General features: G+C 40.9%; 9 protein-coding genes. 7 read left to right on the forward strand and 2 right to left on the reverse strand.

Annotated elements, in window-relative coordinates:
• The first annotated feature begins 69 nt into the window (after window positions 1-69).
• Window positions 70-1,032 carry a glycoside hydrolase family 18 protein gene (locus tag I2I13_RS03470; RefSeq protein ID WP_148366845.1) on the forward strand — a complete coding sequence of 321 codons (963 nt, stop codon included), beginning with the start codon at window positions 70-72 and terminating at the stop codon, window positions 1,030-1,032.
• 117 nt (window positions 1,033-1,149) lie between these two features.
• Here I2I13_RS03470 and I2I13_RS03475 read toward each other — a convergent pair whose 3' ends face one another.
• Window positions 1,150-5,268: a two-component regulator propeller domain-containing protein gene (locus tag I2I13_RS03475; RefSeq protein ID WP_195648778.1), complete on the reverse strand. Its 4,119-nt coding sequence runs from the start codon at window positions 5,266-5,268 to the stop codon at window positions 1,150-1,152.
• Between the two features lie 190 nt (window positions 5,269-5,458).
• On the opposite strand from I2I13_RS03475, the gene I2I13_RS03480 reads away from it, so the two are divergent.
• The 6 genes from I2I13_RS03480 to rhuM all read left to right on the forward strand — a co-directional run bounded on the left by I2I13_RS03480 (window position 5,459) and on the right by rhuM (window position 14,992).
• Window positions 5,459-8,590: a TonB-dependent receptor gene (locus I2I13_RS03480; protein ID WP_195648779.1), complete on the forward strand. Its 3,132-nt coding sequence runs from the start codon at window positions 5,459-5,461 to the stop codon at window positions 8,588-8,590.
• Between the two features lie 14 nt (window positions 8,591-8,604).
• On the forward strand, window positions 8,605-10,455 hold the full coding sequence (locus tag I2I13_RS03485) for a RagB/SusD family nutrient uptake outer membrane protein (protein ID WP_195648780.1): 1,851 nt from the start codon (window positions 8,605-8,607) through the stop codon (window positions 10,453-10,455).
• Window positions 10,456-10,467: 12 nt separating this feature from the next.
• On the forward strand, window positions 10,468-11,142 hold the full coding sequence (locus I2I13_RS03490; protein ID WP_148366842.1) for a DUF3823 domain-containing protein: 675 nt from the start codon (window positions 10,468-10,470) through the stop codon (window positions 11,140-11,142).
• A 77-nt stretch (window positions 11,143-11,219) separates the two neighbouring features.
• The gene (locus I2I13_RS03495; RefSeq protein WP_195648781.1) at window positions 11,220-12,218 is read left to right on the forward strand and encodes a family 43 glycosylhydrolase; all 999 of its coding nucleotides are present in this window, start codon (window positions 11,220-11,222) and stop codon (window positions 12,216-12,218) included.
• A gap of 84 nt (window positions 12,219-12,302) precedes the next feature.
• On the forward strand, window positions 12,303-13,895 hold the full coding sequence (locus tag I2I13_RS03500) for a glycoside hydrolase family 30 protein (protein WP_195648782.1): 1,593 nt from the start codon (window positions 12,303-12,305) through the stop codon (window positions 13,893-13,895).
• Window positions 13,896-14,005: 110 nt separating this feature from the next.
• On the forward strand, window positions 14,006-14,992 hold the full coding sequence (rhuM, locus tag I2I13_RS03505) for a RhuM family protein (protein ID WP_195648783.1): 987 nt from the start codon (window positions 14,006-14,008) through the stop codon (window positions 14,990-14,992).
• Window positions 14,993-15,173: 181 nt separating this feature from the next.
• On the opposite strand, the gene I2I13_RS03510 is transcribed toward rhuM, so the two are convergent.
• Complete coding sequence (locus tag I2I13_RS03510) at window positions 15,174-15,830, reverse strand: HU family DNA-binding protein (RefSeq protein ID WP_148366840.1); 657 nt, start codon at window positions 15,828-15,830, stop codon at window positions 15,174-15,176.
• Window positions 15,831-16,335: the final 505 nt, after the last annotated feature.

The raw sequence follows: 16,335 nt of genomic DNA on the forward strand, positions 1-16,335 counted from the left end.
ATTATTGAACATCTATTTCTATTTGTCATGCGTATTTTTGTGATCTAAATTCATTAATTATCAATCATTATGCTAATGCTAAGAAAAATTGTATTCTTCTTTTTTTTGTTTGTAGGGTTATCGTTATTTGCACAACAAAACTATATGGTGAGTTCTTATGTGCGGGGTAATTTCTACAATCGCGGACGTATTTCTACTGAAAGTCTGCGGGCGAGTGACGACCTTATTTTCTTGAATGTTCATCCTGATAAAGATGGATCGCTTTCATTCGAGAACCCACGTGCATTTCAGGGAAAGGGGGTGACAACTTGGGAAGGATTGATTAAATCGGTTCGTGCAAAAGTAAAAGGAACAAAAGCGAAAATACGTTTAGGAGCTTCCAGTGGTGAATGGAAGGCAATGGTGGCTGATGAGACTGCTCGTACGGCATTTGCAAGAAACATAAAGAAAGTGCTGGAAAAGAATAAATTGGATGGCATTGACCTTGACTTTGAATGGGCGGAGAATGAGAAAGAGTATGAAGATTATAGTCTGGCTATCGTGAAGATGAGGGAGGTGTTGGGCGATAAGTATATTTTCAGTGTTTCTCTGCATCCTGTTTGCTATAAAATTAGCAGGAAAGCTATTGATGCAGTTGATTTTATTTCACTTCAATGCTACGGTCCTTCGCCGGTTCGTTTTCCGGTAGAGAAATATGATTCGGATATTCAGATGGTATTGAAGTATGGTATTCCCAAAGAGAAACTGGTAGCGGGAGTTCCTTTCTATGGTGTGACAAAGGATAATTCAAAGAAGACAGAGGCTTATTTCAGTTTTGTACAAGAGGGATTGATTACTGAGCCTGCACAAAATGAAGTAATATATAAGGGAGAGAAATATGTGTTTGACGGACAGGACAATATCCGCACTAAGACCCGTTATGCGATGGAGCAAGGACTAAAAGGCATGATGAGTTGGGATTTGGCCACGGATTTGCCGCTGGATGATTCTAAATCATTGCTCAAAGTGATGGTTGAAGAATTAAGGAAATGACCTCCCCTACAGGTCGCTGAATTTCCTATTGGGAGGTATCAGAAGAGATTCTTCATTATCGTTCTGAATAATAGAACAACATGAAGGCAGATTCTACTTCTGATACATCTCCCTTTCTCAAGATTGTTTAATTTGCTTCAGGTAATCTGAAGGAGAGAGCCCAACTTCTTCCTTAAAGCATTGACGGAAATATCCCGTACTGTTCATTCCTACTTTGTAGGCTATTTCAGAGATATTGAACTTCCCTTCAAGCAGCAAACGTTCTGCATTCTTCATTTTCACTTTTCGGATATATTCGTTGGTCGAGAGTCCTGTAAGTGCTTTCATTTTCCGGTAAAGAGTGGAACCGCTCATGCACATTTTATCAGATAGATAGTTAATATCAATCTTCTCTGAAGAAAGGTTTTCCTCGATTAAAAGGGTAATTTTTTCGATAAACTCATTATCTAATTTGCTCAAAGCTTCGGCAATTACTATACGCTTTTCACTTAAATCTATTTGACTTCCCGGAGTAGATTGCGCCTGGAATTGGGCTACTAACTTTTTCCTTGAATCGAGCAGATTATTGATTCGGCTACGTAACAGAGAAGCACTGAAAGGTTTCGTCAGATAAGAATCGGCTCCTACTTCATATCCTTCTTCTTTATCTTGGAGAGAATCTTTGGCTGTCAGCAGAATAATAGGAATATGGCTGGTGCGCACATCATCTTTTAATTGCTTGCATAAAGTGATGCCATCCATCACAGGCATCATAATGTCGCTGACTACAATATCGGGGATACGGCTAAGAGCTTGTTGCTTACCTTCTTCTCCGTTGTTGGCCGTGATTACCTCAAACGAGTCGGTGAAGGATTCAACTATATATTTCTGTATTTCTTCATTGTCTTCTACAATCAATAGGATTGGTTTACTGGTATCTAATGTCGCTTCTTGTGAATATTCCAGTTCCGTATTCTGGTTCATCTCTTCTTGAACCGGTTCCGTTGAGTCTGCGTGTAAGGCATTGGGGTAGATATTATCCGTCAGTAAACTGATATAGAACGTACTTCCTTCATTTTGGATGCTTTCTGCACGAATTTCCCCTTCATGTAAGGTGACGAGATTCTTCACCAAGGCCAGTCCGATACCTGTACCGGATGCCTGATGCTTGCCGCTTTCCTGATAATAGCGGTCGAAAATATGTGGCAGGGCCTCGGCGGAAATTCCGTACCCTGTATCACTGACTTTTATTTCCGTATAAGCTACCTCATTACGCATGGTCTGATGCAAACTTAGCGTTACGCACCCTTGTTCCGTATATTTGATAGCGTTGGAAATCAGATTGTCCAAAACAATCGTGATGATTTCTTTATCGAAGAAAAGAAACATTTCTTCTTTTTCTATCTGAATCCGGAAATCTATTTTGGTATTTTGATTTAATTCTTTGTATTTAAGCCCTATTTCATAAATCAGAGGGGCAATGTTTCCTTTGCTGACACACAATTTCTTGTTTTGTGTCTCCGTCTTTCGGAATTCCAGTATCTGATTGATCAGATTGAGCAAACGTAGTGCGCTCTGATGGATAACTGATAGTTTCTGGGCTTGTTTTGCAGGAAGTGATGCTTCTTTTTGCATATCTTCGAGAGGACCGAGGATTAAGGTCAACGGTGTACGCAGCTCATGCGTGATATTGGTATAGAAACGCAAGCGTTCCTGATTTAACTCCTGTTCCTGCTCATGGTTTTTCTTTTCCAACGTATAGAGACTCTCCAGATCTAACTTCTTTTTGTAAGCATGCAAGATAAGATAAGTGATGCTGATAGATACCAAGATGTAGATAAGTTTTGCCCACCACGTCAACCAGACAGGAGGATTGATACGGATGGTCAGGGAAGTGGCTTCTTCCGGCCATTTTTGATTATGAATTCGTGCTTTGATAAGGAACTCATATTTTCCCGGAGGAATGTTTCGGAAAGTGACACTATTATTTTCGTTGACGGTATACCAGGAATTTTCGAGTCCTTTCAGCATATACACATATTCTACCTGATTGACAAGTGAGTAGTTTTGTACATAGAATGTCAATCCGAAGCTATTTTGTGCATGACTCAACTCAACGTTTTGTCCTTTGGAGAGATTGATAATCATGTCATTGTTTTCCAGATTACTCAACCGTCCCAGTATTTTCATCTCTGTGACAACTGCTGCCGGGGCCGGTTGTTCATTCATAGTAATGTCTGGATTGAAACAACATACTCCATTGATAGAACCGAAATAAATTTGTCCATTCTTGCTTTGTGTGACACAACTGCTTGAAAAACTTCCTGCCGGAACATCGTCAGAGTGGTCATAGTTATAAAAACAGCCTTTATTCGTGACATAACAACTGATACCTTTATTATTGCTAAACCAGATATTCCCTTTTTTATCTTCTGTTATGGCACAAATATTCGTATTGATCAGCCCATCTTTCCGTTGGTAAGTTTTGTAATTCAGCTCATCAGTCGACAGGAAACAAACTAATCCTTCCCCCGTTCCTATCCACATTCTTTTTTGTTTATCCTGTATGATCTGATTGATGGTGTTAGAACAAAAGCCATCTCTTTGAGTGAACGTCTTGATTTTCTGTAAGTTCGGGGTGTATATGCCAAGTCCGTCTCCGAAAGTTCCAATCCAAAAACGTCCTTTCTCATCTTGAGCTATAGAACGTATAAAATCACTGTGCAGTTCGCTATTATCTGTATTGTAATGTTGGATAATCTTCATGGTTAGAGGGTTTAATACAACAATTCCTCCACTATATCCTACCCAAATGTTATGTTGGGCATCTTCATAGATCGTACGGACGTCTAGATTAGATTGTCCCATGAGGGAGATGGAACGGAATCTTCTATTCCGGCTATCATAATAGCTGATTCCTCCTTGGTAGGAACCGAACCATAAATTCCCTTTTGAATCCTGTAAAGAAGCTAATATAAAATTTGAAGGAATATCTCCACTCTCTTTCTTATAAATGGCAATCCGTTTCTCTCCTTCAAATACATTAATACCTCCTCCGTCTGTTCCGATCCAAATCCGTCCTTGTCTGTCCATACAAAGACTGCTGGCTACTTTGTTGTTCAGGCTGTTTTCATTGTTTGGAATCGGGGAATAGCTTAATGTGGTGAACAAAGGAGGTTTGCTACTAATAAAGTTGATGCCTCCTCCCCATGTTCCTATCCAGATATTGTCGAAAGAATCCTGAAATATACATCGAGCGCTTGCATTAGAGAGGCTTCGACTATCATCACCCTCCTGTATGTATTCAATAGAAAGCTCCTCTGGTGAGAGAAACATACCTTGCTTCAGGTTTAATATGGCAATGCCATTGAGTTCTGAAGCAATCCAAAGTCTATTATCTTTTAATTGCCGGATGGATAATATGCGACTGCATAAAGTAGCATACTTGTCATTCTTGTTATTTCTGAATGTGATAAAGTTATCATTGGCAGCATTATATAGAGCCAATCCATTATTCGTTCCTAACCAGATGTTGCCGTTTGCATCTTTTATGATACAAAACACATCATTACCGGGCAAGCTTGTCGGATTTCCCGTTTCATTCTGGAAATTCTTTACACTTTTGTCTTTGAGAGAAAAAATACTGAATCCGCTTCCGACATGGCCGATATACAAATTGTTGTCTCCTCCGTCCAATACTGTCCATGTCTGATTGGAGGGCAGACTAGGCACCGTACTCCTATTATAATGTGTGAATTGCCCGTTATTAATATTTAGATATTCTATACCTCTATAATAGGTGCTGACCCATAAACCATCGTCGTTTTGGGTGGAAGGAGAGATGTCCGTTACGTCATTTGTAATCAGGCTGTGTGGATTTTCCGGGTTATGTTGGTAGGCAGTAAATGTTTGTTCGTCATAATTGTATGCATTTAGTCCGTCTCGCTGAGTGGCTATCCAAATGATGGGACGTTTGGAATCAGCATACACCCGGTTGAGTTCGTTGCCGGTGATTCCCTGATTGTTATGTGGCAAATCATTTTTATAATAAGTAATGAAGCGGGTACCGTCAAACTTATTAAGTCCTTCTTCTGTAGCAAACCATAAAAAGCCTTGTTTATCCTGTGTAATACTGACTACATAATTGTTGGATAATCCTTGTTCTATCCCCAGTTTTTTTACAGAATGAGACTGGGCTGTCAATTGAAGAATAGACAACAAGGATAAAAATAAAGTAGAAGCAATGTGTTTTTTCATAACTCGTGCTTATTTGTTTCAATTACCAGTTCAAAAATAAGAATAAATATTTTATTTAGAGTGTGTAAATCGTGCAATGAATGATTTGCATAGCTCTTCTGCATGATTTTTGCTTAATTGATTTATATCAATACTCTATATTTGCATCGGAAAAAACAACAAAAAATGTTTAATCTTTAAATTCTAATTTATGAGGTATGTAAGAATCTTATGCATGTGTGTCATACAGTTGCTTCTGTCAGCTGCAGCATTTGCACAAACACAAGTTACAGGACATGTGGCCGATGTGAGAGGAGATGATATCATTGGTGCCAATGTTACTGTCAAAGGAACTTCTAATGGAACCATTACGGATATCGATGGTAATTTCACAATTAATGTAGATAGTAAAAATGCCGCATTGGCAATTTCGTTCATCGGTTATAAGACTAAAGAGGTGAAGGTGGATGGAAAGACACATCTTCAAATCGTTCTTGAAGAAGATACGGAAACCTTGGATGAAGTTGTGGTGGTGGGTTATGGTACACAAACCAAGAAAAGTCTGACCGGAGCCATCAGTGATGTTAAGTCTGATGCGTTGACGCGTTCTGTTTCTACGACTACTGCGGGAGCTTTATCCGGTAAGATAGCAGGTGTGTCTACGCGTGCTGTGGATGCCCGTCCGGGTAGAGGCATTAATCTTGAAATTCGTAATATGGGTAGCCCCCTGTTTGTAATCGACGGCATTCCTTACGGAGGAATGAACAGCCGCGACTGGTTGCAGGCATCGGATGTTTCCGGTAGCGATGTGTTTAATGCTCTGAATATCGAGGATATCGAGAGTATCACTGTCTTGAAGGATGCTTCTGCTGCTATTTACGGTCTGCGTGCATCAAATGGTGTAGTTCTGGTAACTACCAAGAAAGGTAAAAAGAATGATAAAGTAAGCATCAATGTCAATGGATACTATGGTTGGCAGAATCTGACCCGTTTCCCCGAATTGGCAAATGCAGGACAATATGTAAGAGGTTTGGCCGAAGCAGCACAGAATAGAGGTGAAGATCCAAGCAAATTATATAGTCCCGAAGAACTTGCTAAATGGGAAGCTGGTACCGAACCGGGATATAAGAGCTATGACTATTATGATATGGTAATGAGAAAAAATGTGCCTCAATACCACATCAATGCGAATGTGACAGGTGGCTCTGAAAAGACCAACTATTATCTTTCTGTAGCTCATACCGGACAAGATGCGATGATGCCTGACTTTAAATATGAGCGTACCAATCTTCAGTTGAATATTGATACTAAGATAACAGACCGTTTTACAATAGGTGCACAGATTAGCGGTAAGTATGAAAAGAGTGAAGACGTAGGTTTGCCGGGTGGTGACGGTTATTATTCGGCTATATTGGCTATGTTCAAAATGCAGCCTATCGAAAGCCCTTATGCCAATGATAATCCGGAATATATCAATAATGTACATGAGAATGGTTACAATCCGGCTGCATTCAGTCGTGACATTGCCGGTTACAAAGATAATTTGACTCGTAATGCCAATATCAATGCTTATGCGCAGTATGATTTCTCTTTCGGTTTGACTGCAAAAGCTACGTTCTCGTACAATTACACCAACAGTCGTTTTGACGGTTATCAATATGCTTATCAAATCTATACATACGATAAGGAGAAAGATACTTATAACGGAACATCTGCCGCAGGACGTTGGAGAAATCAAATAGATCGTAGTGTGCCTGCGCGTTATATGCAATTGCAATTGAATTATGCAAAACAGATTAAAAACCATAATATTTCGGCGGTTTTGGGTTATGAAGCCTCCGATTATGATTGGACTAAGAAAACTTATGGTACAGAACCTTCTACTGACTATCTGCCGTTATTGCAGTTTGATGAGCTCAACAGTTTCGCTGATGAATGGAGTTACGAAGCGCGTGCCGGATGGATTGGCCGTATCAATTACGACTTTGCTCACAAATATCTGATTGAATTATTGGCTCGTTATGACGGTTCTTATCTCTATGCAGCAAATAATCGTTGGGGATTCTTCCCGGGTGTATCTATAGGTTGGAGAATCTCGGAAGAGAAATTCTTTGAAAAGTTGAGACCTGTTGTAGATGATTTGAAGTTTCGTGCTTCTATTGGTCAGACAGGTACAGAAAAGGATGTAAAACTGTTCGATTACTTGAGTGGTTATACGTGGAATAATGGTAATGCTGTATTGGATGGTGAACTGGTGACCGGATTGAACCAGAGAGGATTACCTATTACCAACTTATCCTGGACGAAGAATACAACATCGAATATCGGTTTTGACCTGACTATGTTCAATAATCGTTTGAAGATCACGGCTGATGCTTTCCGCAAAGATATTACCGGGGTACCGACTCCTCGTTATGACGTATTACTGCCTACTGAAGTAGGTTATGATTTACCGAATGAAAATCTGAATAAACAGGCTTATATCGGTGCGGAGGGTATGGTTACATGGACCGACCATATCGGCGATTTGAACTATACTGTAAGTGGTAACTTTACTTTCTCACGCTACAGAAGCATTGCGACTTATAAGCCACGTTTCAATAATTCCTGGGATGAATACCGTAATTCCGCAGAAGATCGTTGGGGGGGTATCTATTGGGGATATCAGGTAATTGGTCAGTTCCAGTCGGAAGAAGAAATTCGTAATTATCCGATAAATCTGGATGGCAATAATAACCGGACACTGCTTCCCGGTGACTTTATCTATAAAGATGTGAATGGTGACGGTATAATCAACAGTATGGATGAGCGTCCTATCGGTTATCCGGAAGGCTGGGCGCCTATCATGTCGTTTGGTGGTAATATTGGTTTGGCGTGGAAGGGAATTGACCTGAATATCGACCTTTCCGGTGGTGCTATGCAAGGATGGAGACAGAACTATGAATTGGCTAATGCATATCATGGTAACGGAAACTCACCTGCTTATTTATTGGAAGATCGTTGGCACCGTGCCGACTTGTACGATCCGGAAAGTGAATGGATACCTGGACGTTATCCGGCTATCCGTAAAGGTGAATTCAGCTATAACAATAAGAATAGTGACTTCTGGTTGCACAATGTGCGCTATCTCCGTATCAAGAATCTGGAAGTGGGTTACAGCCTGCCGGCACAACTGTTGAGACCGATTCGTGCACAGAAGGTGCGTGTTTATGCTAATGTTTCTAACTTGTGTTCGTTCGACAATGTGGGTAAGTTTGGAGTCGATCCTGAAATTACTGCCGCAGCTGCAGTGGTATATCCGCAACAACGTACATTCCTTCTTGGATTTAATATTACATACTAAAAAAGAACGCTATCATGAAAAGCAAATCTATAAAAATAGTTCTGTTGGGAGTCGTCCTTACTTCCATGTTATCGAGTTGTGGCGACAGCTGGTTCGAAAGAGATCCCAAAAATATCCTTACCAATGAATTGGTATGGAATGATCCGAACATGATTAAATCGCAGTTAGCCAATTTATATAATCGTATTCCGCAGTTGCACGGTGACTTCAACACCGGCGGTATGTGCGAAACGGACGATGCCATGTACTGTGGAACATTAGATCAAAATTATCGTAACGAGCTGCGTTATGGAAACGACTATGGACGTTGGTGGGATTATAAGTTGATACGTGACATCAATATGTCTATTGAGAATATTGATACGTATGGAACGGATATTTCAGCAGATGATAAGCTCCAGTTCAAAGCCGAATTTCGTTTTATCCGTGCTTACGTTTATTTTGAACTGGTAAGACGTATGGGTGGTGTGCCGTTGATTACTACTACTCTGGCATATGACTACAATGGAGATCCTTCTTACTTACGTAATCCGCGTGCCAAGGAGCACGAAATATATGACTTTGTATACAGTGAATGTGAAGCAATCAAGTCACAATTGGGCAATAAAGGTAGTCAAAGTCGTGCCAATTACTACACTGCATTGGCATTGGAAAGCCGTGCTATGCTGTATGCCGGTTCTATTGCCAAATATAATGCGCTGAAGACTCCTAATATTGTAACGTCTGGCGGAGAAGTAGGTATTCCGGCTGATATGGCAGACGATTATTATCGTAAATCGTTGACAGCTTCGCAGGAAATCATTAAAAACGGTGGATATGAACTTTATGAGAAGGAGTCAGATAAAGGAGTGAACTTCTATAAGATGTTTGTGGACAAGACGCTGAATAAGGAGGCTATTTGGGTGAAAGACTATAAGAATCCTTTGAAAGTGCATAGCTTCGGTTATGATAATGTAGTTCATCATTTAAGAGAAGATAACGATAATTCTTCTTGCATCGGTCCGTCTTTAGGATTGGTAGAAGCATTTGATTATTTGGATGGAACTTCGGGGACCTTACATTATAAGAATGGTAATGACTATGTAGTATATGATACTCCGAGCGATATCTTTGCCAATAAAGATGCACGTTTGTATGGTACGATCGTCTATCCGGGCTCAAAGTTCAGAAATCAGGATGTGGATATTCAGGCAGGAGTAGCAGTATGGAATGATAAGACCGGTTCCTACGACTTACTGACAGACTCGAAATTAGGAAGTGCTTATGACGATGATAAAACTTTTGTCGGCCAGGACGGTCCTCAGACTAATAGTCCTAACGTGAGCAATACCGGATTTTATATCCGTAAGTTTATCAGTGAGGCATCCGGTTACACTCTCCGTAACTACGCTGAAAACTGGTGGCCTTGGTTCCGTCTGGGTGAAATCTATTTGAATGCTGCCGAAGCTGCTTTTGAATTGAATGACGAGCCGACAGCTTTACCCTACATTAACCGCTTGCGTCAGCGTGCCGGTTTCCCGGCCAACAGTCTGACAAGCCTGACAATAGAAAAGATTCAGAACGAACGTCGTGTGGAACTAGCTTTCGAAGATCACCGTTATTTTGATATGAAACGATGGAGAATAGCTGATATCACCTGGAACGGAAATACAGATAACGATAAAGCGATCGTTTACGGTTTATATCCTTATCGTATTGCTAAACCAAAACCGGGAACATCGGATCAGGACAAGTACATTTTTGTAAAGACAAAATCCGAACGTTTCAAGGTGGCAAGAACCTTCCAGCAGTCTAACTATTATTCATTCATTGCTGATGATGTAATTAATAACAATCCGACGATTGTGAAGAATCCATTCCAATAAAAATAAGAGATTATGAAAAAGATTATACCTTTCTTTATTATGATATGTTGTTTGTTGGCAGTAAGCAGTTGCAGCTACGACAACTTTGAGGAACCTAAGGCTACATTGACCGGAAGAGCAATTTATGACGGTGAAGCAGTAGGAGTTAGAAGCGGAAGTTCAGAGTTTGCTTTATTCCAGGACGGTTATGCTTTGCATGGCTCTATTCCGGTGTATGTTGCGCAGGACGGAAGCTATTCCGTGTCCCTTTTCAATGGTGATTATAAATTGGTGCGTATGGGTAATGCTCCTTGGGAAAGACCTTCTAATGACACAATTTATATTACAGTGAAAGGAAACACTGTGCAGGATATTCCTGTGACACCGTATTTCTCTGTTAGAAACGTATCTTTTGCCAGAAACGGCAACAAGGTTGCCGCACGGTTTACTATTAATAAAGTGGTTGCTGATGCCAATATGGAGAATGTAGGTATCTATCTGGGTACAGGTGTTTTGACGGATGAGAAACAGAAAGAAGCAGAGTTGAAGTTGGGTAATACAGTCTCACTCGGTCAGGAAAACACTGCTGAAATTGAGATCCCGAATGGTTTGATAAACGAATCCTATCTTTATGCCCGTGTAGGAGTCAAATCAGACAAATCATCGGAATATTGTTACAGTCAATCTATTAAAGTAGCATTGAAATAAATAGTATCAAGAATGTAAATACCGGAGGGGGAGTATCACAACCTGATATTTCCCCTTTTTATCCAACTAATGAAAATATGATAGTACCTATTAAACGAACTTTGATTACAATCGGCTTGATGCTGGCAGTGACGCTGCCCGCTTTCTCGTTGTCTGGTAATCCTGTGTTGCCAGGTTTCCATGCTGATCCTGAAATTTTATATTCCAACAAGACTAAGAAATACTATATCTATTCTACCACAGACGGACAGCCCGGATGGGGTGGTTGGTATTTTACCGTTTTTTCGTCTGTTGACTTAAAGGATTGGAGGGATGAAGGGATAATGCTGGATCTGAAATCAGACCAAGTACCTTGGGCGGATGGTAATGCGTGGGCGCCTTGTATTGAGGAGAAGTTGATAGGAGGAAAATATAAATACTTCTTTTACTACAGCGGTCATCCGAAAGCAGGAGGAGGAAAACAGATCGGAGTAGCTACGAGCGATTCTCCCACCGGGCCGTTTGTTGATTTGGGACGTCCCATCGTAACGGATTCACCCACCGGAAACGGTCAGCAAATAGATGTGGATGTGTTTACCGATCCGGTTTCGGGGAAGTCTTATCTGTATTGGGGAAATGGTTATATGGCAGGTGCGGAGCTGAATGAGGATATGGTTTCCATAAAGAAGGAAACAGTCACAGTGATGACTCCCGTAGGAGGTACTTTGCAGGATTATGCTTATCGTGAAGCGGCTTATGTGTTCTATCGTAACGGGCTTTATTATTTTATGTGGTCGGTAGATGATACTGGCTCTCCCAATTATCATGTAGCTTATGGCACTTCAACATCACCTTTGGGACCGATTAAAGTGGCTGATAATCCTGTTGTGCTGATTCAAAACCCGGAAAAGGAAATATATGGTCCTGCTCATAATGCTGTTTTGCAAATTCCCGGCACTGATAAGTGGTATATTGTTTATCATCGCATCAATAAGAATTATCTGAAAAGTGATCCCGGTGTTCATCGTGAAGTATGTATAGATCGTATGGAATTTAATGAAGATGGGAGCATTAAGCAGGTAATACCTACTCCTTGATAATATCTTTCTTGATTTTGGTAGATGGTCAGGTTGTTTCAGGACGGAATTATATTGTATGATTTGAATAATGGAAGATTATAGATGAATAGGATTATAGGTAAAAAGAGAGTAGCGATTTTAGGTTTTCTGTTTGTATGTGTGGCGGGTGGATGTTCTCAATCTGTACCCGATATAAGTTATCAGATAGAAACGGATAAGCCCTGTCAAACGATGGCATATTTCAGTGCTTCAGACGCTTGGAGTATGCAGTTTATCGGACTTTGGCCGGAAGAGAAACAAAACCAGGTAGCCGATTGGCTGTTCAGTACGGAGAATGATGCGAACGGACAGCCGAAAGGTATCGGCCTGTCCCTCTGGCGTTTCAATGTCGGAGCAGGTAGTGCGGAACAAGGGGAGCACAGCCAGATTGCTTCTCCCTGGATGCGAGCCGAGTGTTTCCTCAATGCAGATGGAACGTACGACTGGAACAAGCAACAAGGACAACGCAATTTTCTGAAACTGGCAAAGGAACGGGGAGTCAATAAATTCCTGGCTTTCCTGAACTCGCCTCCCGTACATTATACACAGAACGGATTGGCAACCAATACCGGTCGTGGAGGTACGGCAAATCTGAAGCCGGATTGTTATGAAAAGTACGTCCGTTTTCTGGCAGATGTAATACAGGGAGTGGAAAAACATGATGGCATCAAGTTCAATTACATCTGTCCTTTCAACGAACCGGACGGACACTGGAATTGGGTAGGACCGAAACAGGAAGGTTGTCCGGCAACCAACAAAGAAGTAGCTCATACTGTCCGTTTGTTAAGCAAAGAATTTGTAAGCCGGAATATGGATACGCAGATTTTAGTGAATGAATCTTCCGATTATCGCTGTATGTTCCGCACTCACGAAACAGATTGGCAACGGGGTTATCAGATTCAAGCCTTTTTCAGTCCGGATAGTGTAGATACATATTTAGGAGATACTCCGAATGTTCCCCGCCTGATGCTTGGACATAGCTATTGGACAACGACTCCGTTAAGTGAATTACGTAATATCCGCTGCCAGTTGCGGGATACCTTAGATAAACATCAAGTTGGCTTCTGGCAAACGGAGACTTGCATCATGGGTAATGATGAAGAAATTGGTGGTGGAAATGGTTTCGACCGTACAATGAAGACAGCGCTCTATGTGGCACGTATCATTCATCATGACATTGTGTATGCTAGAGCCGAAAGTTGGCAATGGTGGCGTGCCATTGGTGGTGACTACAAAGACGGACTGATTCGCGAGTACACTACTGACGATAACTTCTTGGATGGTAGAGTAGAAGATTCTAAATTGATGTGGGCTTTAGGAAATTATAGCCGTTTTATCCGTCCGGGAGCAGTCAGGCTATCCGTTTCGGCTTTCGATCAAACAAACGCTTTCATCCCTGATGGCGATACCGATCAGCAAGGATTGATGTGTTCTGCTTACAAAAACGTAGATGGAACGTATGTGATAGTCGTTATAAACTATGCCAATGAGGAAAAAGAGTTTTCTATTCATAAAGAAAAAGTAGGAAATACGCAATGGCAGATTTATCGTACTTCGGATAAAGAAGGGGAAAATTTGCTTCCGGTGAAGACAGTGAAAAGTGGAAAAACAGTTCAGATTCCGGCGCGTTCTATTGTAACGCTTCAGAGCAAATAATTAAAAACGGCTCTATATTTTTATTTCTTTTTGAAAGTTGTACATTTGTGTGTCCGTCCATTGCTACGAAGGTAATGGACGGACACAATGCATAAATAAGGAGGCATTTTATGGACAATAGAGGAAAAATTGTCATTTATCAGACAAAGGATGGGAAAACTTCCATTGATGTAAAGTTGGAGAATGAGACGGTGTGGCTCAATCAAGCTCAAATGGCGGAATTGTTTCAAACGGATAGAACTTCCATAGTGAAGCATGTTAATAACATCTATAAGTCGGAAGAGTTGGAGAAAGACTCAACTTGTGCAAAAATTGCACAAGTTCAGATGGAAGGGAATCGGACTATCAAGCGTCACATTATTTATTATAATCTTGATATGATTATTTCTGTCGGTTATAGGGTCAATTCCATGCGCGGCACCCAATTCCGTATCTGGGCGAACAAAATCCTGAAAGACTACCTGATTAAGGGTTACGCCATTAATCAGCAGGTCAAAGCTGCTCAACTGGAAGACCTGAAGAGCACCGTGCGTCTTCTTTCCAACGTCATCGAGCATAAGCAACTGACGCTGGATGAGGCTAATGGACTCTTGCGTGTGATTACCGATTATACTTACGGTCTGGATACACTGGATAAATACGATTACCAGCAATTGGAAGTAGACTCCACGACTCCTACTGAAGAATTTCGTGCCACCTATGAAGAAGCTATGGAAGCCATTCACCTTTTGCAGGAAAAGTTCGGAAGCAGTGATTTGTTTGGAAATGAAAAGGATCAGTCGTTCAAAAGCTCTATCAACACCATTTATCAGACATTCGGTGGAGAAGAACTTTATCCAAGCATTGAAGAAAAAGCCGCAATGCTTTTCTACCTTGTCGTAAAGAATCACTCGTTTAGTGACGGTAACAAGCGTATTGCCGCTTTCTTGTTTCTTTGGTTTCTGGAGAAGAACGGTATATTATATAAATCCGATGGTTCGAAGTTGATTGGAAACAATACGCTTGTGGCACTTACGTTGATGATTGCCGAAAGCCGGACGGAAGAAAAGGACGTGATGGTGAAGGTAGTAATCAATTTGATTAATAAGAATAATTGAATTTAGGTCTTATTAATGAGTGATATAGATAATGAGAGATACCTCGCTTCAAGGTGTCTCTCATTCTACCATAAAATAGGTTATTTTTTTGGGGGAAATTTATTATCAGGAATACCATTTTGCTGACGTCAGCAAAATGATCGGCAGTGTCTTCTTGGGCACTTTTTTCATACTCTTTACTTTATTGCTGTATAGTATTTGCTTCATCCTCTTTTATCTCCGCCTTGCCATAATATCCCGGCATCGGCACATAAATCGGATTATAATAAGTATTGATATTCTTCAACTTCTTCTCCTCCTCTTTCAGCCGTTTGATTTGCCGTGCGGCAGTGGTAGGGGTAAAGCCGCACAATCTTTGAAAGTCGCGACGGGTTAATACAGGGTTGCTCTTGAAGTAGTTTGTCAGCAATTTGTCTATCTCGTCATTTGAAAGGACAGCCGAATGGGGTTTCAGTTTACTTCGCTCCACATGAACAACACTGACTGACCTTTTCAGTTTGGCATCCGCTTTAAAGCTGATGTTGGCTTTGAGTTTTATCTGATTCGCTTTTAGTTTGGGCGAAGTGATAGGTTCTTGACTATTCAGCTTTATCTGGAAATAACCGATGCCATCCAGATGGACGCTTTGTCCTTCCCGAAGACGATCCCCCATAAAATGACTTAGGGATTCGAGAACTGACTTTACATCCCCTTCAGTTAGAGAAGTTGCTATCTGGATTTCTTTTGCCAGATAGTCTGTGTCAATGTGTTGGAAGTTGACTACACGTGCGTGATACACTTCCTTACCTTCCTCATCCTTGGGACGGGGAGTCTTGTACAATTCAAATTGTATTGCCATTATTTACTTGTTTTTGCCTTATACATTACTACGTATTTTAAATTTATCGTTGTAAGCCTATAAGGACATTGTTTTTTTTGTTGTTGCGAAGCTAATCGATCATCTTCGGACTTAGAGGGAGGGTGTTATATAGCTGTTGTTTGTTTGCTATCAAGCGGCTTTTATAAGTTATCCTGCCTTTATTCTTGGACTAAGGCATAGGGATAGTTATCTTCCGGTGCCTTTATCATTAGTTTCCCACGGCCGTGGAGAGATCTCGTCATGGCTGTGGTAGTATCTTTCCACAGCCGTGGTAGGAATTCGCCACGGCCATGAAGAATGAACTATATCGGTAGCAAAGATAAACTATATCAGGGAGAAAAGCAAAGTATTCCTACTTGTTGTAGGTATTTATATGCCTTGTTCTATTTGATAGATATAGGGCAAGGGAGAATTAAACTATTTTACTGTGACAACTGTGGCATTGTCTGAAAAATATAGTTATATTTGTAGCGTGTCTTCGGGA

The sequence above is a fragment of the Bacteroides sp. D55t1_190419_B8 genome (assembly GCF_015558905.1).
Classification (GTDB): Bacteria; Bacteroidota; Bacteroidia; order Bacteroidales; family Bacteroidaceae; genus Bacteroides; species Bacteroides vicugnae.

What these genes read in the sequence shown, in the direction of transcription:
- I2I13_RS03475 (WP_195648778.1), bottom strand. Translation starts at nt 5,268, where the DNA reads ATGAAAAAACACATTGCTTCTACTTTATTTTTATCCTTGTTGTCTATT.
- I2I13_RS03485 (WP_195648780.1), top strand. Translation starts at nt 8,605, where the DNA reads ATGAAAAGCAAATCTATAAAAATAGTTCTGTTGGGAGTCGTCCTTACT.
- I2I13_RS03500 (WP_195648782.1), top strand. Translation starts at nt 12,303, where the DNA reads ATGAATAGGATTATAGGTAAAAAGAGAGTAGCGATTTTAGGTTTTCTG.
- I2I13_RS03495 (WP_195648781.1), top strand. Translation starts at nt 11,220, where the DNA reads ATGATAGTACCTATTAAACGAACTTTGATTACAATCGGCTTGATGCTG.
- I2I13_RS03470 (WP_148366845.1), top strand. Translation starts at nt 70, where the DNA reads ATGCTAATGCTAAGAAAAATTGTATTCTTCTTTTTTTTGTTTGTAGGG.
- I2I13_RS03490 (WP_148366842.1), top strand. Translation starts at nt 10,468, where the DNA reads ATGAAAAAGATTATACCTTTCTTTATTATGATATGTTGTTTGTTGGCA.
- rhuM (WP_195648783.1), top strand. Translation starts at nt 14,006, where the DNA reads ATGGACAATAGAGGAAAAATTGTCATTTATCAGACAAAGGATGGGAAA.
- I2I13_RS03480 (WP_195648779.1), top strand. Translation starts at nt 5,459, where the DNA reads ATGAGGTATGTAAGAATCTTATGCATGTGTGTCATACAGTTGCTTCTG.
- I2I13_RS03510 (WP_148366840.1), bottom strand. Translation starts at nt 15,830, where the DNA reads ATGGCAATACAATTTGAATTGTACAAGACTCCCCGTCCCAAGGATGAG.